Source organism: Halobellus sp. MBLA0158, assembly GCF_041477585.1.
Lineage (GTDB): Archaea > Halobacteriota > Halobacteria > Halobacteriales > Haloferacaceae > Haloquadratum > Haloquadratum rubicundus.
On the sequence record NZ_JBGNYA010000001.1, the window covers coordinates 978,704 to 999,709 of the forward strand.

Genomic DNA, 21,006 nt, shown 5'->3' on the forward strand with positions numbered 1-21,006 from the left:
GCCCGAAGAGCGCCAACACCGAGATGTACATCATCGTCGTCGGCGCCGGCAACATCGGGACGCCGCTCATCGAGATCGCCACCGAGGGCGGGAACGAGGTCGTCGTCATCGAGCGCGACGAGGCGAAGGCCGAGGCCGCCGCGACGGCGTTCGACTGCCTCGTCTTGAACGACGACGCCACCGAGAAGGAGACGCTGCGCGACGCCGGCGCCGAGCGCGCCGACGCGCTCATCTCCACCACCGACCAGGACGCGACGAACATCATGGTCTGTCTGCTCTCGAATGAACTGGAGATCCCCGATATCGTCTCTGTCGTCCACAATCCCGAGCATATGACGCTCTACCGCCAGATCGGCGTGAACACGATGGAGAACCCCCAGCGGCTGATCGCGGAGTACCTGTACCGCGCCGTCAAGCGGCCCTCCATCGTCGACTACATGCGGATCGGCGAGCAGGCCGAGGTCTTCGAGATCGAGGTCGACACCGACGCGCCCATCGCCGGGCTGTCGATCCGCGAGGCGGCCGACCAGGGGCACCTCCGGAGCGATATGCTCATCGTGGCCGTCGAGCGCGACGGTGAGGGCGATCCGATCACGCCGAACGGCGGCACGGTCCTCCAGGCCGGCGACCTCCTGACGGTCTACTCCGCCCAGGGGGCGACGCCGGAGGTGACCGACGTGTTCGGCCACTTCGAGGACCACTGATGCCGCGCCGGCGCGACAGGGACGTCGCGGGCTGGCCGCGCGACCTGGCGACCATCGCCCGCGACGTCGGCTCGCTGCTGACGATGGAGGCCGTCCTGATGACCGTCTCCGTCCTGGTCGCGGCCGTCTTCCGGGAGTGGTACGTCGCCCTCGCGTTCGCGCTCGCGGGCGGCGTGACGGCCGCGATCGGACTCGGCGCCCGCCGCGCGTTCGCCGACGCGCCCGACCCGCGGATGAAACACGGGATGATAATCGCCGCGTCGGGCTGGCTGCTCGTCGCCGTCTTCGGGGCGCTGCCGTTCTTCCTCGCGGCCCACTTCGTCCCCCCGGCGGTCGCGGTCGGCTACGTGCCCGCGGGCGTCGCATACGGTCAGTCGAGCCTCGTGTACTTCGCGGATCCGCTCCACGCCCTCTTCGAGAGTATGAGCGGCTGGACCGGCAGCGGGCTCACGATGGCCGTCCACGAGCCGTCGCTGCCGCGGTCGATCCAGTGGTGGCGCTCGCTCATCCAGTGGGTCGGCGGCGTCGGCGTGATCGTCCTCACCGTCTCGATCCTGGCGCGACCGGGCAGCGGGAGCTACGCGCTCTACCGCTCTGAGACCCGCGAGGAGAAGATCCACCCGAGCGTGGTCTCGACGGTCCGGACCGTCTGGAAGATCTTCGTCGGCTACACCCTCGCGTCGGTGCTCGTCCTCTTCGCCGCCATCCTCACCTCGGACTACGGCTCGCAGCTCCCGCTGTGGGAGGTGGCCTGGCAGGCGCTCAACCACGCGATGACGGGGCTGTCGACCGGGGGATTCTCCGTCACCGACAACTCGATCGCGACCTACGACTCCCCGTTCATCGAGTCGGTGCTGCTGCCCGTGATGGCGCTCGGCGCGATCGCCTTTCCCGTCCACTACGCGGTGCTGGCCGACCGCGACATCCGGGCGGTCGCGTCGGACCTCCAGACGCGGTGGCTCTTCCTGCTGTTCCTCGTCGGCGTCGTCGCGCTCGCGGTCCAGAACGTCGTCTCCATCCCGGCGGCCGAGGGCGCGTTCACCCCGGCGACGTGGCTCGGCGTCGACGCGCTCTTGGGACCGCTCGCCGCCGACGCCGCCCGCGACTCCGCGTTCCAGTGGATCAGCGCGCTCACCTGTACGGGCTTTCAGTCCGCGCCGATCGGCCGCTGGGCCGCGGGGGGGAAGCTCCTCCTGTCGGGCGCGATGGTGCTCGGCGGCGCGGCCGGCTCGACCGTCGGCGGCATCAAGATCATCCGCGGGTACGTGATCGGCCGCGGCATCGCCTGGCAGTTCCGCCGGGTGTTCCTCCCGGCCAGCGCGGTCGTCGGGACGCGCCTGAACGGCCGCCGGCTGAACCGCGAGGAGATGGAGCGGGAGTTCTCCGAGGCCGCCATCGTCACACTGCTGTGGCTCTTCGTCCTCGCGGCCTCGAGCGTCGTCCTCGTCAACCTCGTCGGGCCGGAGTTCACCTACGCCGACGCGCTCTTCGAGGTCGCCTCCGCGCAGGGGAACGTCGGGCTCTCGACTGGCATCACCGGGCCGACGATGCACCCCGTCGCCGAGGCGCTGTTCCTCCTGAATATGTGGGTCGGGCGCCTGGAGATCATCCCGATCCTCGTCTTCGCGCGGTCGGTGCTGTACGGCCTCGAACCGTGATCGAGTCCGGGAGCGATCCGGTGACGCGGGGCGCTCCGCGGTCGCTCACCGCGTCCAGTACTCCGGCGTCAACAGCACCAGGACGGGGATGATCTCCAGGCGGCCGATCCACATCAGCACGAACATAAAGAGCTTGCTCGCGTTCGAGAACGCCAGGTAGCTCCCCATCGGGCCGACCACGCCGAACCCGGGACCGACGTTGCCGAGCGTCGCGGCCGTCGCCGACAGCACCTCCAGGATCGAGAGCGACACCCCGATCCGCATCGCGTCGAGGAAGAGGATCCCCGCCCCGACGAAGAAGATGACCAGGTACAGGAGCGTGAAGCCGTAGATCCCGCGGATCGCCCGCTCGTCGATCGTCCGACCGCCGAGCCGGACCGGCCGGACCGCCTCTGGGTGGGCGGTGGTGAAGAGCTCCCGGCGGATCGACTTGAGGATCACGTACCACCGGACGATCTTCACCGCACCGCCCGTCGACCCGGCCGAGCCGCCGATGAACATCGCGAACAGGAGGAGGTACTGCGCGACCGGTCCCCAGGCGTTGAAGTCCATATTCGCGTACCCCGTCGTCGTGACGATCGAGGCCGCCTGGAAGGCGGCGTACCGCAGCGAGGGCTCGAGCTGGCCGACGATCTCCGCCCGGAACGTCTCCAGGTACGCCGCGTCGAACGTCTCGCCGGCCGGGGCAGCGCTGACGAGCCCGTCGGCGAAGAGGACTGCCGTGATGATCGCCGTCAGCGTCGCCAGCACGCCGACGTAGAACTTGAACTCCGCGTCGCGGACGAGCCGCTTCGGCTCGCCCTTGAGCACGTGCCAGAACAGCGCGAAGTTCGTCCCCGCGGCGATCATAAACGGGATGATGATCCACTGCGCCGCCGAACTGAACGCCTCGATGCTCCGTGCCTCCGGCGAGAATCCGCCGGTCGGCATCGTCGTCAGCCCGTGGGCGACGGCGTTGTAGAACGTCATCGCCTGGTCGATCCCCGCGACGTTGAGCGAGTACAGCAGAATGATCTCCAGGACGGTCAGCCCGAGGTAGGCGCCCCACAGCGCCCGCGCGGTCTCGGCGATCCGGGGCGTGAGCTTCTCGATGCCCGGCCCGGGCGCCTCGGCGTCCATCAGCTGTGCGCCGCCGACCGAAAGCTCCGGGAGGATCGCGACCGCGAGGACGACGATCCCCATCCCGCCGAGCCACTGGGTGAGCTGGCGCCACAGCATGATCGCGCGGGTGTGCGACTCGAAGGAGATGTCGCCGAGCACGGTCGCACCGGTCGTCGTGAAGCCGCTCATCGTCTCGAAGAGCGCGTTCGCGGGGTTCCGGAGCGTCGACTCCGGGTGGACGGGCTCGACGACCATCGGGATCCCGTGGGCCTCGATCAGGTAGGGGAGCGCGCCGACGACGGCGACCGCGAGCCACGTCGCCGCCACCATCAGAAAGCCCTCGCGCGCCCGGAGGTCGGGGTCGGGATCGAGCCGTTCGAGGCCGACGCCGACCGCGACGGTGACGAGGATCGTCCCGACGAAGGGGACGACGGTCTCGCCGTAGTACAGCGCCACGACGAGCGGGAGACACAGCGGCACCGCGAGGTACTTCAGGACGGACCCGACGAGGCTGAGGCTGGCCCGGGTGTCGACGCGGAGGTTCGGCGTCATAGTAGCGGCGCGACGTCCTCGACGACGTCGATTCCGGCGAAGACGACGACGTGATCGCCCACCTCGACGACGGTGTCGCCGCGCGGGGTGACGAACTCACGATCGCGGGTGATCGCGCCGATCACGACGCTCTCGGGGAGCTCCTGGACCGACTCGCGGATCGGTCGGCCGGCCAGCAGGCTCTCGCCGTCGACTTCCACCTCCAGCACTTCGGCCTTGTCCGATTCGATGAGCGCGACGTTCTCGGCCTCGCCCTCGCGGGTGAACCGCGTGATCTCCTCGGCGACGACGCTCCGCGGGCTCACCCCGACGTCGACGCCGACGGTCTCGAAGAGGTCGACGTACTCGTCGGCGTCGATGATCGCGACCGTGCGCTCGACGCCCATCCGGCGGGCCAGAAGCGACACGAGCAGATTCTTCTCGTCGGAGTCCAGCGCCGAGACGACGATGTCGGCCTCGCCGACGTGTTCGCGCTCCAAGAACTCGATGTCGGTCGCGTCCGACTCCATCACGACCGTCTTGGGAAGGCGCTCGGCGAGTTCGCGCGCCCGCTCCGTGTCCTGTTCGATGAGCCGCGGGCTGAAGTCCCGCGATTCGAGCAGGCGCGCGACGTGGTAGCCGATCTCAGAGCCGCCGACGATGACGACCTCCTCGGCGTTCCCGGGCGACTCCTCGGGGTCGACAGAGCGCGCGAACTCCTGGACGCTCTCGGGCGAGCCGATGACGATGGCGCGGTCGCCCGGCTTGATCACCGTCTCGCCGCGGGCGATCTCGACGCAGCCGTTCCGGAGGATGGCGACGAACGTCAGCGAGTCGAAGCGGTCGGCCTCGGCGACCGTCTGGTCGGCGATCGGGCTGTCGTCGTCGACCTCGAACTCGGCCATCTGGACCTTCCCGCCGGCGAAGGGGTCGACGTCGCGGGCGGCGGGAAGGCCGATCATCCGGACGATCGACTCCGCGGCGAGCAGGTTCGTACAGACCATGAAGTCGACGCCGAAGGCGCGCTCGGAGCGCTGCCACGTCCGGAGGTACTCGGTGTTTTTCACCCGGGCGATGGTGAACGCGTCCGAGATCGCCTTCACCGTCGAGCAGACGACGATGTTGGTCTCGTCGTCGTCGGTCGAGGCGATCACCATATCGGTCTCCTCGATGCCCGCCTCTTCGAGCGTCGCCATCGACGTCCCGTCGCCGGTCACGCCGAGGACGTCCAGCGAGTAGTTCAGTTCCTCGACGCGGTCGGCGTCGCAGTCGACGACGACCACCTCGTGCGTGTCCGCGAGGTCGGCCGCGATACTGGATCCGACCTGGCCCGCGCCGACGATGACTACGCGCACTGACGACCACCCCGATGCATTCGTATCGACTGTGCCGGGCGAGGCGGTATCCCTCTTTCGGCATCGCTCCGGCGCCGGCGGGGCGACCGAGACGCCCTCGGACGCCGGAAATCGCGCGGTTCGGCCTACGATCGGCGCTCGACGGAGAGGTCGACCGCCCGCCGGCGCCCTTCGAGGTCCTCGACGACGCGCTCGACGACGCGCTCTGCCTCGTTCGTGATCGCGGGCTTGAGCCGGTCGATCACCCACCCGAACGAGACGAACCGCGGGAGGTCGATCCCGCCCTCGTTGGCCGAGTCGGGGTCGTACGCGACCTCGAAGGAGACGCGGGTCGCCGCGTCGGTCCCGGCGGGGGCGCCCTCGGGCACCTCGTCGAGCGCCTCGATCCGCCAGCGCCCGCCGGCGTCGAGGTTCCGGACCGTCCGCCACTCGATCCGCTCCGGCCGCTCGACCTCTGTCACCTCCGACTCGACGGTGTAGGTGAGCTTCCACCACGCGAAGCGCATCGCATAGCGGGTCCCGGCGCCGCCGTCGCCGCGGCGCCGCGTGACGTCCCGCAGGTGCTCGGAGTAGCGGGCGTATCTGGGAAAGTCGATCAGGAACTCGTAGACCTCCTCGGCCGGGAGGTAGACGACGGTGCTGACGACGAGTTCGTCCACGCCAGGACCTCGGACCGCGACACGGAAAGCGTTGCGGGCGGCGGCGCGACCGCACCGCGCACCGATCGGAACGTACTTGTCTTTCAGCATTCATATTCGAGTCGATGGTCGGGTCGACGCTCCGGGACATCCGCCGGCACGTGGACGCGCTCGCCGCGCCCGAGGGACCCTACGCCGTCGTCTGCGGCCGGACCGGCTGTGAGCCCTCGCCGGTCGCCGGCCTGCGGTTCGACGACCGCGACACCGCGGCCGAGGCGGCCGACGTGACCGCCGAGTACCGCGCGACGCTCCGGCAGTACGACCCGCAGGTGCCCTTCTACGAGCCGCTCGTCCACGACGTCGAGGAGTCCCCGCCGGGCGTCGCGACGGCCGGCCGCGCCGACGAGCGCCTGCGGTATCTCTCGTTCTGCCACGACGTCGCGGGCGCGGTGCTCGAAGCCTTCTCGGACGCGGGCCTCCGCGAGGTCGAATCGGCGGCGATGGAGACCTACCTGACGCTCGCGGAGGTCGTCGAGGACCGCGACGACTTCTGTCTCACGATGCTGTGGAGTATGACGAGCGAACTGGCCCACCGGACCGGTCGGCGGGACCAGACCGCGGTCGTCGCCTCGGCGGCGTCCTCGCTCCGCGTGCCCGACGCGGCCGCCACGCTGCGACCCGACGAGGGCGTCGAGGCGACGATGACCCACCTCGACCGGGTCGGCTTCGTCGACGGCTACCGCGTCGCCCGCGCCGACGGGACGGGCTGGCGGGTCACGATCGACGACTACGCGCTCGCCGAGCGCACCGGCCGGCTCCCGACGCTCCCGATCGCGATCGCCCTCGCCCAGCGGCTCCCCGAGACGCCGTTCCGGCTGGCGGAGGCGACCCCGCTGGGCGACCGCTCCTGGCGGCTCCGCGTCGAGCCGGGTCGGGTGCCCGCGGGGCTCGCCTCCGTCGACGCCCGCGACGACGAGCAGCTCTACGACACCGACTCCGAGTACTGACTCTCCCTCCCGACGCCCGAGCGCCGCCGGACCGTGACACTCACGGCCCCCGGCGGCGTCTCGGCGCGTATGTCCTCTCACGACACCGACTCCGACGCAGCGCCGACGGACGCCCCCGACGCCGCGGACGTCCTCGTCGTCGGCGGGGGCGTCGCCGGGCTGACGGCGGCCACCTTCACCGCCCGCGCGGGCCTCGACACGCTCGTCGTCGACGCGCCCGAGAGCATCCTCGCGCGCAACGCACACCTCGAAAACGTCCCGGGCTTCCCCGGCGGCGTCGACCCGCGACGCTTCCTCGATCTCCTGCGCGAGCAGGCCGACGAGAGCGGCGCCCGCCGGCGCTCGGGCCGTGTCGCCGACGTCGTCGCGAGCGGCGACGGCTTCGAGGTCCGCGTCGAGGCCGGCGACGCCCCCGCCGGCGATGGAGACGCAGACGCCGACGCGCCCGCGGAGTGGTCGACCCGCGCGGATGCCGTGATCGCCGCGTCGTGGTCGGACGTCTCCTACCTCGACGGCCTCGGCGTCGAGATCCGCGACGCGGGCTCGAAGCGCTACGTCGACGTCGACGACCTGGGCCGGACGGCCGTCGAGGGCGTCTACGCGGCGGGGCGCATCACCGAGAAGTACCACCAGGCCGTCGTCGCGGCCGGTCACGGCGCCGAGGTCGGGCTGACGGTCGTCCACGACTCCGAGACGCCGTACTACAACGACTGGGTGACGCCGGAGGGCTACTTCACCGACCGGGGTCGGGAGGTCCCGCCGGGCTGTGAGGAGATCGACGCCGACGAGCGCGAGCGGCGCCGGGCGGCCGCCCGCGACGGGATGCGCCGGGCCTTCGAGGACCCGCACCCCGAGCCACAGCGGACGCACCCGAGCCTCGTCGAGGACGACCTGGGCCGACTGGACGAGTAGCGGGCTCGGCGGAGAGACGACGCTATCCGTCCAGGCCGTCGAGTTCGATCCCGTCGCGGTACTCCTCGAAGGCGTCGTCCAGTTCGGCCTTGATCGCCTGACGCTCCGCCTCGGTCAGTTCGCGTTTCTCCTGGGCCGCGAGGACCGCCCGCGCGAGCAGTTCGTTGTTCATCCGCATCGAGGGGTTCGCGAAGTTGCTCGACAGGTCCTGACGGTCCCGCGACATCTGGTTCCAGACGCCCCCCTCGGTGTAGAAGTACGTGAAGAGCAGCGTCCCGCCGAGGGTGACGCCGATCAGCGGCCAGGCGTACTCGCCGTGGCCGTACTGTCGGAGGGTGATCGTCGCGGTCGAGAGCCCGGTCATCCCGAGCATCGCCAGGCGAACCATTCCGGAGACGCCGTCGACGCGGGCCAGCCACCGGGCGGCCAGTCTGACCCACCAGCGTTCTGCTGTCATTGCCGCGCCGTAGGCGGTCGACGGACAAAACGAGCGTGCCTCGCGGTCGGAGCGGTCGCCGGCGAAGCGGCCTCAGCCGGCCGACTGCCCCGCGGGCGTGTTCATCTGCCGCACAGTGAGGATGAGCGTGTTCTCGTCGGCGTTCACGGCGTCGACCGTGCCCGACAGCCGCAGGCCGGTCGACGGGGTCGGTCCCACGGTCACGTGGTCGCTCTCCGAGAACGTCCGGACGGACCCGCGGAACCGCACCTCCGCGCGGCACAGGTCCGGATGGTGGACCGTGGCGAGGTCGATCTCCTCGACGTTGACGCCCTCGACGGTCCCGCCGTTCTGCTCGACCGGCACCTGTGCGGGCTCGTCCATCCGCTCGATGTCGAGCGCCTCGTAGGCGTCCGCGGTCGGTTTGTACCCGCCCTTCGGGCCGGGGATGCCTTCGACCAACTGGAGCGCGCGGAGGCTCTGCATCTGGTTCCGGATCGTCCCGGGGTTGCGGTCGATCTCGTCGGCGATCCGCTCGCCCCGCACCACCTGGTCGGAGCCGCCGGCGAGGTCGACGAGCGATCTGAGGATCCGCTTCTGACTCGAACTCAACTCTGGGGTCGGCATAGTATACGAGTGGGCCTGATTTTTGATAAATGTTCGTATATAATGGGATTATATTCCTTGGACAGGATATCAAAACCGAAAATAAGAGAACGAATATCCAAATAAAGACCAGAACAGTTCAACATTGCTGATCCGGTATTGGGTAGGGGAAGTAGAGGGAGTCGACGAAAACGTCCACAAATATGCGTAATTATTTTCCGATAACACGCAGTCTGAGAGAATATCTGGAAAGTATCTTCTTTCCTCCGAGATCCTTAAACAGATAGTACATAGGGACTTTATGTCAGTGTCGGCGACCGCGAGACGATGACAGAAAGACGAGCGACCGGGCGGGAGACGCGGCGCGTGTGCGAGGCGGAGCGACGGACGGACCCACTCGCCGGGGGTCGGTGAGCGGTGACAGATCCCACCGTTCGCCCCGCATCGGACACGGGTCGGACCGACGGAGATCCGACCGAGGGCGCGATCGACCCCGACGCCCAACACGAGCGGATCTGTGAGTTCCTCCGGGACTACGTCGCCGACGCGTCGGCCGATGGCGTCGTCGTCAATCTGAGCGGCGGGCTCGACTCGACGGTCACCGCGGCGCTCGCGGCGGACGCGCTGGGGCCCGAGCGCGTCTACGGGCTGATCCTCCCGTGTAACAAGCTCGGCGCGCCCTCGGCCAGGGACGCGGAGGCGCTCGCCGAGGCGCTGGGCATCGACCACGACACGGTCCACCTCCAGCCGCTTTTCACCCAGTTCGGCGCGGTCGCCCCCGACCGCTTCGACGCCCACGACGACCCCGTCTCGGCCGGCAACGCCGTCGCCCGGCTCCGGATGGCGCTGGCGTACCTCGCGGCCAACGCGACGGGCCGGCTGGTCTGCGGGACGACGAACCGGAGCGAGCGGCTCCTCGGCTACTTCACGAAGCACGGCGACGGCGCGGCCGACCTCCTCCCGATCGGCCACCTCTACAAGACCGACGTGCGGGCGCTGGCCGAGATCCTCGACGTGCCCGAGTTCGTCGTCGACAAAGCGCCAAGCGCGGGCTTTCTCGCCGGCCAGGTCGACGCCGACGACCTCGGGGCGCCGTACGACGTCGTCGATCCGGTCCTGCGACTCGGCGTCGACGAGGGGTGCGACGCCGACACCGTCGCGCGACGGCTCGACGTCGACGAGGCGACCGTGACCGACCTGCTCGACCGACACGCCGCCACCGCACACAAGCGAGGCGCGCCCCCGACGCCGATCGATCCGCGCGGTGCCTGAGGCGGACCGACACGCCGGTCCGGCGACGGCCGCCGAAGAGCGGGGAGTTTTATTCGCCGCCCCCGAATCGGGGAGCGATGCTGGAGGGTGTCAACGTCGCGCTCGGCGTCTCGGGGAGCATCGCCGCCGTGAAGGTGGTCGAACTCGCCCACGAACTGCGGCGGCAGGGGGCGTCGGTCCGCGGCGTGATGACCGAGAGCGCGCGGGGCATCGTCCACCCCTGGGCGGTCGAGTTCGCGACCGACAACGACGTCGTGACCGAGATCACGGGCCGGGTCGAACACGTCGAGCTCTGCGGCCGCGACGGCTGGGCCGACGTGTTGCTGATCGCGCCCGCGACGGCCAACACCGTCGGCAAGATCGCCGGCGCCGTCGACGACACGCCGGTGACGACCTGTGCGACCACCGCGCTGGGCGCGGACGTGCCCGTCGTGATCGCGCCCGCGATGCACGAGCCGATGTACGACCACCCCGGCGTGCTCGACGCGATCGACCGCGTGGCGTCCTGGGACGTCGACTTCGTCGACCCGCGGATCGAAGAGGGGAAGGCGAAGATCGCGACCGAGGCGGCGATCGTCACCGCGACCGCCCGCGCGACCGCCGAGCAGTCCCTCGCCGGCCGCCACGTCGTCGTGACCTCGGGCGCGACCGCCGAGGCGATCGACCCCGTGCGGATTCTCACGAACCGCGCGTCGGGCAAGACGGGCCGCGCGGTCGCGCGCGCCTGTCACGTCCGCGGCGCCGACGTCACGCTCGTCCACCCCGACGGCGACGTCCACTACGCCGACGCCGTGACGGTCGAGTCCGCCGCTGAGATGCGCGACGCCGTCCTCGACTCCGTCGACGCCGACACCGACGCCGTCGTCTCCGCGGCCGCGATCTCGGATTACACCGTCGACCGGGCCGACGAGAAGCTCCGCTCGGGCGAAGAGCGGACGCTGGAACTCCGCCCGACGCCGAAGCTTCTGGACGACGTCCGCGAGGCCCACCCGGACCTGCCGATCGTCGGGTTCAAGGCCGAGACGTCGGGCGACGACGCGGAGATGACCGAGGCGGCGCGGGGGATCCTCGACCGCGTCGGCCTCGCCTTTGTCGTCGCCAACGACGCCTCCGTGATGGGCGACGACGAGACGCGGACGCTGTTCGTCGACGGCGACGACGCGGTCGAGTTCTCGGGGACGAAGACCGAACTCGGCGGCGCGATCGCCGATCGAATTGCCACGGTCGTCTCCGAATCCGATCCGGACTCCGCGTCCGCGTCCGATTCCGACGCCGATTCCGATTCTGCGCCGGCTCCCGAGTGACTCACGCCGACCGGCGCGCGGCGGCGGTGGCGTCGGCGACGACCTTGTAGACGAGGCCGACGACGCCGCCGAGGACGGTCACGAAGCCCGCGAGCAGGAGCCCCACCGCGACCACCCGTCCGAGGACGCCGGCGCCCCCGCCGCGGACCGCCCAGTTCGCGCCCGCCCAGCCGCCGGCGAGGAGGGCGAGATACCCGACTCCCACGACGAGATACAGCAGTATCATCTCCCGGCCGAGCGCGTACCCGAGCGCCTCGCGTGGACTGACAGTCGCCATACGTCCCCGACGGCGGCCCGGATCAAAAAGCCGGGCCGACTACAGCAGGCCGACGAGCGTCGCGGTCAGCACCGCGGCCACGAGCAGCACGCTCGTCGCGATCGTCGCCCGGAGGCTCCCCTCGTGGAGCGACTCGCTGTCGCGGCCGATCACGGCGACGGCCGGCCCGCGGATCGTCCCGTAGGGGTCGGACGCGGCGGCGAGCGCGGCGTTCGTGGCCGCGACGACCGCGCGGTCGACGGCGGCGAACAGGCCCGTGGTCCCGCGGACGAGGCCGCGCATCCCGTAGAAGGTCGCGGGCTCGATCACGACGTCGACGTCGACGCCGTTGCCGATCTTCGAGAGCGGCTTCTTCAGGAGCGCGAAGCCGACGACGCCCAGGGCGGCGAGCAGGAAGCCCTCGCCGAGGTGGCTCAGCGTGAACGGGTGGGCGTCGGCGGTGCTGCCGGGCAGCAGCAGGAACAGCGCGTCGGGGTAGAGCCCCAGGATCACACAGAGCGCGGCGACGCCGAGCATCGCGACGCGCTGGCCCGTCGCCGATTTCCTGAGCGTCCAGTTGCCCGTCCCCGACCGGAGGAAGGCGTAGTAGCCGAACTTGATGAAGGACATAAACGTCCCGACGCCCGCCGCGAGCAGGATGTAGAAGATCCCGTCGAGGTGCTCCTTGTGGGCGGCGGCGGTGATCATCCCCTTGCTCACGAAGCCGTTGAAGCCGGGGAAGCCGCTGATCGACAGCGCCGCGACGGTGAAGGCCAGCGCCGTCACAGGCAGCGCCCGGCCCAGACCGCCGAGGTACTTCAGGCTCTGCTCGTCGGTCCGCGCGATGACGACGCCCGCGGTCATAAAGAGCAGCGCCTTGTAGAGGATGTGATTGAACACGTGGGCGAACGCGCCCGCGGTCGCCAGGGCCGTCCCGACGCCGACGCCGGCGACCATGTAGCCGACCTGCGACTGGATGTGGTACGACAGCAGGCGGCGCATATCGTTCTGGAGCAGGGCGTACATCACGCCCACGAGCGCCATCGCCGCGCCCATGTACGCGATCGCGAGGTTGCCGTCGGGGAACGCCCGCGCGAGGCCGTAGACGCCCGTCTTGGTCGTGTACACCGACAGGAAGACGCTGGCGGCGACGTGCGGGCGCGGGTAGGTGTCCGGCAGCCAGGTGTGCAGGCCGACGAAGCCGACGTTGACGCCGATGCCGACCGCCGCCAGGACGGCCGGGATCCCGGCGCTCATCCCCGCGCTGGCGCTGAACAGGAACGAGCCGACCTCGACGTAGTGCCAGACGATCGCCGCCATCAGGAGGCTGCCGCCGAGGCCGTGGTAGACCGCGTACCGGAAGCCCGCGCGGACGGCCTCGCCGCCGTAGTCCCACACGAGCAGGGTGCTCGTGACGGCCATCAGCTCCCAGAAGAAGATCATCGTCAGCCAGTCGCCGGCGAAGACCGCGCCGACGCTGGTGCCGACGTAGCCCAGCGCGAACGCCGTCTGGCGGTTCGTCGCCTCCGACGAGTAGGAGTACAGCACCGCGGCCGCGCCGATCAGCCCGAAGATGACGCCCATCAGCCGCGAGAGCGTGTCGACGTTGAGCAGCACCGCGTCGAACCCGAGGAACGAGACAGGGAGGTAGACTCCCGCCGGCACGAGCAGCGACCACAGCGAGACCCCTCCGGTCGCGATGACGCCGAGCGCGTGGCCGAGCCGCCGCGAGAGGAACGGCATCACGACCGCGACCGCGAGGATCACGAGCGCCGGCGGCAGGACTGTCGGCAGGTCGACCGTCGGGAGCGAGCCCGCCGGCTCCGACGCCAGGAGCGTCGCCGTCGCGGGCGCGGTGGCGAGTCCGCTCATCAGAACGCCACCCCCGTTGCGTCCGCGACGACGCGCTGGATCAGCGCGAGGAACACCATCGCCTTCGGCGCGATGCCGAGCGCGATGGCGCCGGCCGCGACGACGGTGATCGGCCCGAGCATAAACCACGTGCTCTCCTCGCCGAAGCCGCGGCGCTCCCAGCCGGAGGCCGGCGGGCCGCCGTGGTCGACATGGTGGTCGTCGGCGCCGGCCTCCGTGATCGACATCTCCCCGCCCGCGGAGTCGTCGGCGCCGTCGCCGGCGCCGTCGCTCCCGTCGTCGCGGAGGTGATCGCTCGGGTACCGGTCGACGGCGTACTCGCCGTCTTCGACCCGCGCGTCGACCTCGACTCGGCCCTCGCTCTCGGAGGGCTCTACGTCGGGGTCGACCTCGGGCTCGATCCGCTCGGCGGTGTTGATCGGCACCTCGTCCTGCTCTGCTTCCGGATCGGTGAGGTCGCGTCCGTCGGCGGCCTCAACGTCGCCGTCGTCGACCTGTTCGTCCTCCTCGGGCCGTTCGCCGCCGTCCGTGCGGACGCGGCGCCCGCCCATCGGGAACTCCACGAGCGGCTTCGCGTCGCTGTCCTCCGGCGTCTGGAAGAACGCCTGGTAGACGATCGGCCAGAAGTAGCCGATGTTGAGCAGCCCCGAGGTGAGAAGCACCACGGCGAAGATCGCCGTCCCGTTGTCGAGGCTCCCGATCAGGAGGTACCACTTGCTCACGAAGCCCGCGACGAGCGGCAGGCCCGCCATCCCGACGCTCGCGACCGCGAAGGCCGCCATCGTCACGGGCATCCGCTTTCCGATCCCGGCCATCTCGCTGATGTCGTCGGTGTGGGTCTCGACGTGGATCGCGCCCGCACAGAAGAACAGCGTGAGCTTCATGAAGGCGTGCGCGGGGATGTGGAGTAGCCCGCCGACGAGCGCCGCGGGCGACAGCAGGCCCAGCCCCAGGACGATATACGACAGTTGGCTGATCGTCGAGTACGCCAGCCGGCGCTTGAGGTTGTCCTGCCGGAGCGCGATCACGCTCGCGACGACGATCGTGATCGCCGCGACCGTCGCCAGCGGCAGGCCGACGCCGAGGTCCGAGACCGTCTGCGGGCCGAAGACGTCCAGCACCACCCGCGCGATGCCGAACACGCCGCTCTTGACGACCGCGACGGCGTGCAAGAGCCCGGAGACGGGCGTCGGCGCCACCATCGCGTCCGGGAGCCACGAGTGGACGGGGATGAGCGCCGCCTTCACGCCGAAGCCGCCGGCCAAGAGTGCGAACGCCGCCCGCGCGAGGACGGGATCGGCGCTCGCGAGCTCGGCGATGCCGCCGGGCGTGAACGCCACCGTGCCGGTCGTCCAGAAGACCAACACGGTCCCGGCCAGCACCGCGACGCCGCCGCCGAAGGTGTAGGTGAGGTACTTCCGGCCCGCCTTCCGCGCCGTGTCGCTCTCGTCGTGGGCGACGAGCGGGTAGGTCGCGACCGTCAGGAGCTCGTAGAAGATGTACAGCGCGACGAGGTTCGACGCGAACGCGACGCCGAGCGCCGAGCCGACGCTCCCCGCGAACGCCGCGAAGTACCGCGTCTGGGAGTGCTCGTCGAGGCCGCGCATGTAGCCGATGCTGTAGAAGCTCGTGACGAGCCACAGCCCGCTCGCCAGGAGTCCGAAGACCATCCCGAGCGGGTCCGCGCTCAGCGCGAGGTCGATCCCGGGCACGAACGTCCCCAGCCGGGTGACGTGGGTCGTCCCCGCGAGCGTCGGCGGGATGAGGCTGGCGACGGTGCCGAACGTCGCGAGCGCGGTGAGGATGGTGAAGCCCTCGCGGACGTCGGGTCTGCGGTGCGATGCGACGATAGCCAACACGCCGATCGCGGGGAGCAACACCGCCGCGAGCGGCCTGAGAGATTCGATCTCCATCAGAAGTACACCTCCAGCACGGGCTCGAAGACGTCGATCAGTTCGACCGCGAACAGGCCGAGGACCACGGCGGCGACCGCGGCGCCGACGACGATGGCGCGCGCCGCCGGCGAGACCGAGCCGGCCGCCGCCTCCGCCTCTGCGTCGACCGTCTCATCGGCTGCCGACTCGCTCGTCTCTCCGCCGTCTGCGGCCAGCGTGTCGTCGCCGCCGTCCGGGCTCGCGGCGTCGCCCGCGACCTCCTCGGCCGGCGCGGGCGCGTCGCGGAAGTACATCCGTTCGACGACCCGCGCGAAGTACGCGAGCGTCAGGAGCGTGCTCACCACGGCGACGAGCGCGACGCCCCAGCGGCCGCCCTCGACCGCGCCGAGGACGATGTGCCACTTCCCGGCGAAGCCGATCGCCGGCGGCACGCCGACCAGCGCGAACGCCAGGACCGCGAACGCGGCGCTGGTCAGCGGCGCGCGGTCGGCGACGCCGGCGAGGTCGTCGACGGTGCGGCCGCCCGCGACGCTCGCGAGCGCGCCCACGCCGACGAACAGCCCGGCCTTCATCACCGCGTGGCCGACGAGGTGGACGAGCCCGCCGGTCACCGCGGTGGAATTGGCGATCGCGAAGCCGGCGATCACGAGGCCGAACTGCGCGACAGAGGAGTAAGCCAGCATCCGCTTGAGGTCGGACTGGAGGACCGCCAGCACGGAGCCGACGACGACGCTCACCGACGCCAGGACGACGAGCGCGTCGAGCGCGAACGGCACCGCGGCGTCGAACGCTGGCGTGAACACGGCGTAGACGATCCGGAACAGCGCGTAGGCGGCCGCCGTCGACACGAGCGCCGAGATGTACGCGGTGACGCTGTCGGGCGACTCCGCGTAGGCGCCGGGCTGCCAGGTGTGGAGCGGGAAGAGCGCGGCCTTGACCGCGAGGCCGACGACGAGCAGGGCGAAGCCCGTGAGGACGAGCGGCGAGCCGTAGCCGACCTCGGGGAGGAGCGTCGACAGGTCGGCCATGTTCAGCGTCCCCGTCGCGATGTAGAGGTAGCCGACGCCCAGGAGGTACAGCGACGCGCCGATGGTTCCCACGAGCAGGTACTTCAGGCTCGCGAGCGCCGCGGCGGGGTCGTCGCCGGTCGCGACCAGCGCGTACGTCGCCAGCCCCGTGATCTCGATGAACACGTAGAGGTTGAACACGTCGCCGGTGACGAAGACGCCCGAGATTCCCGCGGTCAGGAGGAGCAGTTCGCTGTAGAAGCTGTTCGAGTGCGGCCCGGCCGTCCGGGCGTAGGCGACGACCGCGACGGTCACGACGGAGGTCAGGACCACGAGCGTCGCGCTGACGCCGTCGGCGACGAGTTCGATCCCGAACGGGGGCGTGTAGTTCCCGACCGCGTAGGTGAACGACCCGCTGGAGAACACTTTCGCGGCGACAGAAAGCGACAGCCCGAGGTGGACGAGCGCCGCGACCGCGGCCGTCGCCCAGCCGGCGCGGTCCCAGACGCCGCCGACGGTGACCGGCAGCAGGGCGAAGAGGATCGGCACGGCCACGAGCAGGGCGACGGCGTCAGTCATTGAGCTGCACCTCCCGGATGGCCTCCTCGTCGAGCGTCCCGTAGGCGTTGTAGATCCGCACGACGAGCGCCAGCGCCACGGCGGTCAGGCTGACGCCGACGACGATGGCGGTCAGGATGAGGACGTGCGGCAGCGGGCTCACGAACGTCTCGGCGCCGTGGCCGTGGACGACGGGCGGCGAGCCGCCCTGGATGTAGCCGCTCGTGACGAAAAACAGGAAGATCCCGACCTGGAAGACGTTGAGGCCGATGATCTTCGTCACGAGGTTCGAGCTGGCGGTGACGCCGTACAGGCCGATGCCGACAAGCGCCACGTACACCAGGTAGTTGTAGTGGGTCGCGAGCAGGTCGATCACGCGCGCTCACCCCCCTCGCCGTCGGCCTCGCTCTCGACGGCCTCGCCGGCGACGACGAAGTCGCCCCGCGCCAGGCTGAAAAAGAGACTGACGAGGACGCCCGAGACGATGGCGCCGATCCCGAGTTCGACGAGTTCGATGCCGTACTTGACGCCGTCGGTCCCGAGCCCGTACGCCTCGTACTCCAGGAAGGCGCCGCCGCCGACCACCGCGCCGAGGCCGATGAGCGCGAACGTCGCGCCCCCGAGGGCGATCGCGATCCGGGAGAGGGGGCCCTCAAGCCAGATCCGCGTGGGCTCGATCCCGAACGCGAACGCGAGCAGGAGCACGGCCGAGGCGACGATGACGCCGCCCTGGAAGCCGCCGCCCGCGGACTCGGCCCCGTGGAACATCACGTAGAGTCCGAAGGTGAACACGAACGGGACCACCATACGGACGGTCGTCATGATGATCGTACTCTCGACGTAGGTTCTGTCAGGATCTCCGCTCATACGTAGGCCTCCTGTCGCAGGACGAGAAGCACCGCGAGCCCGGCGGCGATGACCACCGTCGCCTCGCCGAGGGTGTCGAACCCGCGGTAGGCCGCGAGCACGGCGGTCACGACGTTCTCGACGCCGGTTTCGGGGTAGGCGTTCTCTAGGTAGTACTCGGTGATCCGCGAGGTCGCGACCGGCGAGGTCGGCGAGCCGACCGCCGGCAGCGACCGCACGGTCGTCAGGAGCGTCCCCGCCAGGACGACGACCACCGCGACCGAGCGCCACTCGATCGGCTCGAAGAGGCGCTCGCCGCTCGGGCGGACCGTCTTCGCGATCGTCACCAGGAAGAGGACGGTCGTGATCCCGGCGCCCACGGCGGCCTCGGTCAGCGCGACGTCGGGGGCGGCCAAGAGAAGCCACGCGACGGCGATGCCGAAGCTGAACGCCGCGAAGGCGATGATCGCGTTGAGGACGTCCCGGAGGAAGATTGCCGCCAGCGCGGTCAGCACCGAGAAGGTGAGGACGACCGCGAGCTCGGCCGTGACTGCGCTCACTCGTCTCCCTCCGTTTCCGTGGTCCAGGGCGCGATCCCCTGGTCGTACGCGGCGCGGGTGATCGCGTGTGCGGCGGTCGGGTTCGTCACGAACAGGAACAGCCCCAGGAGGACCGTCTTCGCCACCGCGAGGTCGGCGCCGAAGACCAGCGCGACCCCGCTCAGCGTGAGCAGGATCCCCAGGGTGTCGCTCTTGGACGTCGCGTGCGCACGGGTGTACAGGTCCGGCAGGCGGACGATCCCGACGACCGCGACGAACGCGAAGAACGTCCCGGCCGCGACGAGCGCGACGACCAGTATCTCGGTCGGCGTCATCTCAGATCACCCCGCCCCGCTCGACGGTGAACTTCGAGATGGCGATGCTCATGAGGAAGTTCAACATCCCGTAGACGAGCGCCACGTCGAGGTAGCCCGGCCGGTCGAGCGCCGCGGCCAAGAGTGCGAGGACGACGACCGCGTTCGTCCCGATCCCGTTGACCGCGATGACCCGATCCTGCATCGTCGGGCCCGCGACGATCCGGTAGACGAGCACGACGGCGAAGACGACGAACGCGGCCGCGGCGGCCAAAAGCACCGTCTGGAGCAGTCCCGAGACGGCCATCAGTCGTCCTCCTCCGGCGCGGCGTCTGTCGCGTCGGCGGCCGGCGCCGGGTCGATCGGTCCGTCGGTCGCGACGGAGTCAGACGTGCCGTCGTCCGCACTCGATTCGACGACCGAGATGCTCCCGCGTTCGGTCGGCGTCGGGATGCGGGCGCCCGAGCGGCCGTAGAAGACGAACCGGACCGCCCGTTCGAGCCCGCCGGCGGCGAGGTCGTCGCGGGCCGAGCCGGTCAGCGTGTGGATGTCGAGCCCCTCGCGGCCGACGTCGACCGTGAGCGTCCCGGGCGTCAGCGTGATGCTGTTCGCGAGCGTCGTCACGGGGAGCCCGCCCCACACGCCCGCCCGGAACCGTCGCATCTCGGGGTCGATCGGCAGGTCCGGGTGGAGGATGATGTACGCGATCGAGAGGTTCGCCTTCGTGATCTCCCAGACGAGGTAGGGAACGAAAAGCGCCATCCGGGCGATCCGGACGCCCGTGCGCCTCGGCGACGGGGAGAGCACGAAAGTGACGTTGGAGAACGCGATCGTCGCGAGCAGCGCCGTCAGCCCGCCGGTCGCGAGATCGAACGGCGACAGCGACCCGGCGACGACGAGATAGAAGGCGAACGTGGCGCCGAAGGTCGCGACGCCCTTCGCGAGCGTCGTCCGCGAGACGAGCCGGCTCCGGGTGGTCGGCCGACCGCCGGGCGCCTCCTCGACAGAGAGCGGCGACCGCGCGAGTTCGACCTCGAAGGGCCGGAGCATCGGGGCGCTCCCGCCGGGCCGGAACTCCGGATCGACGACGACCCGATCGAGGTCGTGCCGGCGCCCGTACTCGGCGACGATCGCCGCGAAGTCGCCGGGGCTGAACAGGTAGCGGTCGGCGCCGATGACCGCGGTCTCGATCTCCAGGGGGAACTCGCCTTCGCCGTCCCCGTCGTAGTCGAGGTCCTCTTCGGCCCAGACGGTCACGCGGTCCAAGAGGCCGGTCGCGCTCTGGGTGTCGTCGGCGGAGCCGCCGTCGACGAGGCGCCACCGCGCGGGGTACACGAAGTGGACGACCGCCGATTCGCCGCTCTCCTCGGCCGCCTCCCGGGCCTCTCGGACGGCGTATGCGACCGTGTTCCGAAAGGTCGAGGACTCGCCGACGGGCACGAGGATCCGCGGGCTACTGGCCGCCATCAGCCACCACCTGCCTGTGATACCGGCCGCCGCCTCCGGTCGGTCACGCGACTCATACGTTACCGTACCGTTACTAAGGGGGTCAAATACGTCTTCCGCTCCGCCGTCACGCCGTCGTAGGCACAATTTCTGGACGAACGTTCGAGCTTCGCCAAAACGCGATCTCTTTGTCCACTTCCCCGCGATCGGCATATGGGAATTGTTATCTCACATCCGAGTACCTTTATATTGCTATCGATCATATAATGTAGTATGAATATTCAGAAATTATTCACAGAGGATCGAGCCGTCTCGCCGGTCATCGGGGTTATCCTGATGGTCGCGATCACAGTCATCCTCGCGGCCGTCATCGGGACGTTCGTCCTGAACCTCGGCCAGGGGCTCCAGCAGACGGCGCCCCAGGCGAGCTTCAGCTTCGACTACACCGACGACACGAACGTGACGATCACCCACGAGAGCGGTGACTCCATCGACGCTGCCCAACTGAACACGACCGGACTGGAGGTCGGCCCCGTCGAGTGGGAGGGCCACAACGGCCTGACCGGGACAGTCTCCGCTGGGACGAGCGCGGAGTTCAACAACACCGTCCCCTGGAGCGGCGAGACCGTCCGCGTCGTCTGGAAATCCGCCGACGGATCGGCCTCGGCGACTCTGAGCCAGTCGACCGCCCCGACGGTCTGATCGCCGACTGACGTTTTTATCGGCCCCTGAGTTCTTGTCGGCCTGAG

General features: G+C 70.1%; 22 protein-coding genes. 7 read left to right on the forward strand and 15 right to left on the reverse strand.

From position 1 onward, the window contains the following. The first annotated feature begins 23 nt into the window (after positions 1 to 23). Positions 24 to 704 (forward strand): potassium channel family protein, encoded by a 681-nt coding sequence (locus OS889_RS05040; RefSeq protein ID WP_372387862.1) that lies wholly within the window; start codon positions 24 to 26, stop codon positions 702 to 704. Continuing rightward, the gene (locus OS889_RS05045) at positions 704 to 2,362 is read left to right on the forward strand and encodes a TrkH family potassium uptake protein (RefSeq protein ID WP_372387864.1); all 1,659 of its coding nucleotides are present in this window, start codon (positions 704 to 706) and stop codon (positions 2,360 to 2,362) included. Before OS889_RS05040 ends, OS889_RS05045 begins: the two co-directional genes overlap by 1 nt. 45 nt (positions 2,363 to 2,407) lie before the next feature. Here the strand turns inward: OS889_RS05045 and OS889_RS05050 are convergent, their stop codons facing one another. From OS889_RS05050 to OS889_RS05060, 3 genes are read right to left on the reverse strand one after another with little or no spacing between them, the layout of a single operon-like run. Then, the gene (locus OS889_RS05050) at positions 2,408 to 4,015 is read right to left on the reverse strand and encodes a TrkH family potassium uptake protein (protein ID WP_372387866.1); all 1,608 of its coding nucleotides are present in this window, start codon (positions 4,013 to 4,015) and stop codon (positions 2,408 to 2,410) included. Further along, positions 4,012 to 5,481, reverse strand: coding sequence for a Trk system potassium transporter TrkA (gene trkA / locus OS889_RS05055; RefSeq protein WP_372391548.1), 1,470 nt, complete (start codon positions 5,479 to 5,481; stop codon positions 4,012 to 4,014). Before trkA ends, OS889_RS05050 begins: the two co-directional genes overlap by 4 nt. Further along, complete coding sequence (locus tag OS889_RS05060; protein WP_372387868.1) at positions 5,475 to 6,008, reverse strand: type II toxin-antitoxin system RatA family toxin; 534 nt, start codon at positions 6,006 to 6,008, stop codon at positions 5,475 to 5,477. The genes trkA and OS889_RS05060 overlap by 7 nt, the downstream gene beginning before the upstream one ends. Before the next feature lie 104 nt (positions 6,009 to 6,112). Here OS889_RS05060 and OS889_RS05065 point away from each other — a divergent pair, with 104 nt between their 5' ends. Further along, complete coding sequence (locus OS889_RS05065) at positions 6,113 to 6,994, forward strand: DUF7551 domain-containing protein (RefSeq protein ID WP_372387870.1); 882 nt, start codon at positions 6,113 to 6,115, stop codon at positions 6,992 to 6,994. Positions 6,995 to 7,063: 69 nt separating this feature from the next. Continuing rightward, positions 7,064 to 7,906 carry an FAD-binding protein gene (locus OS889_RS05070; RefSeq protein WP_372387872.1) on the forward strand — a complete coding sequence of 281 codons (843 nt, stop codon included), beginning with the start codon at positions 7,064 to 7,066 and terminating at the stop codon, positions 7,904 to 7,906. A 22-nt stretch (positions 7,907 to 7,928) separates the two neighbouring features. Here the strand turns inward: OS889_RS05070 and OS889_RS05075 are convergent, their stop codons facing one another. Next, on the reverse strand, positions 7,929 to 8,363 hold the full coding sequence (locus tag OS889_RS05075; RefSeq protein ID WP_372387873.1) for a hypothetical protein: 435 nt from the start codon (positions 8,361 to 8,363) through the stop codon (positions 7,929 to 7,931). A 72-nt stretch (positions 8,364 to 8,435) separates the two neighbouring features. Further along, complete coding sequence (locus OS889_RS05080) at positions 8,436 to 8,969, reverse strand: Rrf2 family transcriptional regulator (protein WP_372387875.1); 534 nt, start codon at positions 8,967 to 8,969, stop codon at positions 8,436 to 8,438. A gap of 396 nt (positions 8,970 to 9,365) precedes the next feature. Between OS889_RS05080 and OS889_RS05085 the strand changes: the two genes are divergently transcribed. Both OS889_RS05085 and coaBC read left to right on the forward strand, forming a co-directional pair. After that, entirely contained in the window at positions 9,366 to 10,220 is an 855-nt protein-coding gene (locus OS889_RS05085) for an NAD+ synthase (RefSeq protein WP_372387877.1), read from the forward strand. 77 nt (positions 10,221 to 10,297) lie between these two features. Beyond that, entirely contained in the window at positions 10,298 to 11,524 is a 1,227-nt protein-coding gene (gene coaBC, locus OS889_RS05090) for a bifunctional phosphopantothenoylcysteine decarboxylase/phosphopantothenate--cysteine ligase CoaBC (protein ID WP_372387879.1), read from the forward strand. Between the two features lies 1 nt (position 11,525). On the opposite strand, the gene OS889_RS05095 is transcribed toward coaBC, so the two are convergent. The 10 genes from OS889_RS05095 to OS889_RS05140 form a co-directional block, all read right to left on the reverse strand. Beyond that, positions 11,526 to 11,801 (reverse strand): hypothetical protein, encoded by a 276-nt coding sequence (locus tag OS889_RS05095; protein ID WP_372387880.1) that lies wholly within the window; start codon positions 11,799 to 11,801, stop codon positions 11,526 to 11,528. Between the two features lie 39 nt (positions 11,802 to 11,840). Next, on the reverse strand, positions 11,841 to 13,523 hold the full coding sequence (locus OS889_RS05100; RefSeq protein ID WP_372391550.1) for a Na(+)/H(+) antiporter subunit D: 1,683 nt from the start codon (positions 13,521 to 13,523) through the stop codon (positions 11,841 to 11,843). Positions 13,524 to 13,651: 128 nt separating this feature from the next. Further along, complete coding sequence (locus tag OS889_RS05105) at positions 13,652 to 15,565, reverse strand: cation:proton antiporter (RefSeq protein ID WP_372387881.1); 1,914 nt, start codon at positions 15,563 to 15,565, stop codon at positions 13,652 to 13,654. Then, complete coding sequence (locus OS889_RS05110; protein WP_372387883.1) at positions 15,565 to 17,133, reverse strand: proton-conducting transporter transmembrane domain-containing protein; 1,569 nt, start codon at positions 17,131 to 17,133, stop codon at positions 15,565 to 15,567. The genes OS889_RS05105 and OS889_RS05110 overlap by 1 nt, the downstream gene beginning before the upstream one ends. Next, the gene (locus tag OS889_RS05115; protein ID WP_372387884.1) at positions 17,126 to 17,488 is read right to left on the reverse strand and encodes a cation:proton antiporter subunit C; all 363 of its coding nucleotides are present in this window, start codon (positions 17,486 to 17,488) and stop codon (positions 17,126 to 17,128) included. Before OS889_RS05115 ends, OS889_RS05110 begins: the two co-directional genes overlap by 8 nt. After that, on the reverse strand, positions 17,485 to 17,979 hold the full coding sequence (locus OS889_RS05120; protein WP_372387886.1) for an MnhB domain-containing protein: 495 nt from the start codon (positions 17,977 to 17,979) through the stop codon (positions 17,485 to 17,487). The genes OS889_RS05115 and OS889_RS05120 overlap by 4 nt, the downstream gene beginning before the upstream one ends. Continuing rightward, a complete protein-coding gene (locus tag OS889_RS05125; RefSeq protein ID WP_372387888.1) occupies positions 17,976 to 18,518 on the reverse strand; it encodes a DUF4040 domain-containing protein in 543 nt (180 codons plus the stop codon). The genes OS889_RS05120 and OS889_RS05125 overlap by 4 nt, the downstream gene beginning before the upstream one ends. Next, positions 18,515 to 18,832: a monovalent cation/H(+) antiporter subunit G gene (gene mnhG / locus OS889_RS05130; RefSeq protein ID WP_372387890.1), complete on the reverse strand. Its 318-nt coding sequence runs from the start codon at positions 18,830 to 18,832 to the stop codon at positions 18,515 to 18,517. Before mnhG ends, OS889_RS05125 begins: the two co-directional genes overlap by 4 nt. A gap of 1 nt (position 18,833) precedes the next feature. After that, entirely contained in the window at positions 18,834 to 19,118 is a 285-nt protein-coding gene (locus tag OS889_RS05135; RefSeq protein WP_372387892.1) for a cation:proton antiporter, read from the reverse strand. Further along, positions 19,118 to 20,278, reverse strand: a complete 1,161-nt coding sequence (locus OS889_RS05140; protein WP_372387894.1) for a monovalent cation/H+ antiporter subunit E — start codon at positions 20,276 to 20,278, stop codon at positions 19,118 to 19,120. The genes OS889_RS05135 and OS889_RS05140 overlap by 1 nt, the downstream gene beginning before the upstream one ends. A 252-nt stretch (positions 20,279 to 20,530) precedes the next feature. Between OS889_RS05140 and OS889_RS05145 the strand changes: the two genes are divergently transcribed. Further along, the gene (locus OS889_RS05145; protein ID WP_372387896.1) at positions 20,531 to 20,959 is read left to right on the forward strand and encodes a type IV pilin domain-containing protein; all 429 of its coding nucleotides are present in this window, start codon (positions 20,531 to 20,533) and stop codon (positions 20,957 to 20,959) included. Positions 20,960 to 21,006: the final 47 nt, after the last annotated feature.

Excerpts from the sequence above, each read along its gene's own strand:
- OS889_RS05040 (WP_372387862.1), top strand. The coding sequence starts at position 24 with ATGTACATCATCGTCGTCGGCGCCGGCAACATCGGGACGCCGCTCATC.
- OS889_RS05045 (WP_372387864.1), top strand. The coding sequence starts at position 704 with ATGCCGCGCCGGCGCGACAGGGACGTCGCGGGCTGGCCGCGCGACCTG.
- OS889_RS05050 (WP_372387866.1), bottom strand. The coding sequence starts at position 4,015 with ATGACGCCGAACCTCCGCGTCGACACCCGGGCCAGCCTCAGCCTCGTC.
- OS889_RS05065 (WP_372387870.1), top strand. The coding sequence starts at position 6,113 with ATGGTCGGGTCGACGCTCCGGGACATCCGCCGGCACGTGGACGCGCTC.
- OS889_RS05070 (WP_372387872.1), top strand. The coding sequence starts at position 7,064 with ATGTCCTCTCACGACACCGACTCCGACGCAGCGCCGACGGACGCCCCC.
- OS889_RS05075 (WP_372387873.1), bottom strand. The coding sequence starts at position 8,363 with ATGACAGCAGAACGCTGGTGGGTCAGACTGGCCGCCCGGTGGCTGGCC.
- OS889_RS05080 (WP_372387875.1), bottom strand. The coding sequence starts at position 8,969 with ATGCCGACCCCAGAGTTGAGTTCGAGTCAGAAGCGGATCCTCAGATCG.
- coaBC (WP_372387879.1), top strand. The coding sequence starts at position 10,298 with ATGCTGGAGGGTGTCAACGTCGCGCTCGGCGTCTCGGGGAGCATCGCC.
- OS889_RS05095 (WP_372387880.1), bottom strand. The coding sequence starts at position 11,801 with ATGGCGACTGTCAGTCCACGCGAGGCGCTCGGGTACGCGCTCGGCCGG.
- OS889_RS05100 (WP_372391550.1), bottom strand. The coding sequence starts at position 13,523 with ATGCCGTTCCTCTCGCGGCGGCTCGGCCACGCGCTCGGCGTCATCGCG.
- OS889_RS05105 (WP_372387881.1), bottom strand. The coding sequence starts at position 15,565 with ATGGAGATCGAATCTCTCAGGCCGCTCGCGGCGGTGTTGCTCCCCGCG.
- OS889_RS05110 (WP_372387883.1), bottom strand. The coding sequence starts at position 17,133 with ATGACTGACGCCGTCGCCCTGCTCGTGGCCGTGCCGATCCTCTTCGCC.
- OS889_RS05120 (WP_372387886.1), bottom strand. The coding sequence starts at position 17,979 with ATGAGCGGAGATCCTGACAGAACCTACGTCGAGAGTACGATCATCATG.
- mnhG (WP_372387890.1), bottom strand. The coding sequence starts at position 18,832 with ATGACGCCGACCGAGATACTGGTCGTCGCGCTCGTCGCGGCCGGGACG.
- OS889_RS05135 (WP_372387892.1), bottom strand. The coding sequence starts at position 19,118 with ATGGCCGTCTCGGGACTGCTCCAGACGGTGCTTTTGGCCGCCGCGGCC.
- OS889_RS05140 (WP_372387894.1), bottom strand. The coding sequence starts at position 20,278 with ATGGCGGCCAGTAGCCCGCGGATCCTCGTGCCCGTCGGCGAGTCCTCG.
- OS889_RS05145 (WP_372387896.1), top strand. The coding sequence starts at position 20,531 with ATGAATATTCAGAAATTATTCACAGAGGATCGAGCCGTCTCGCCGGTC.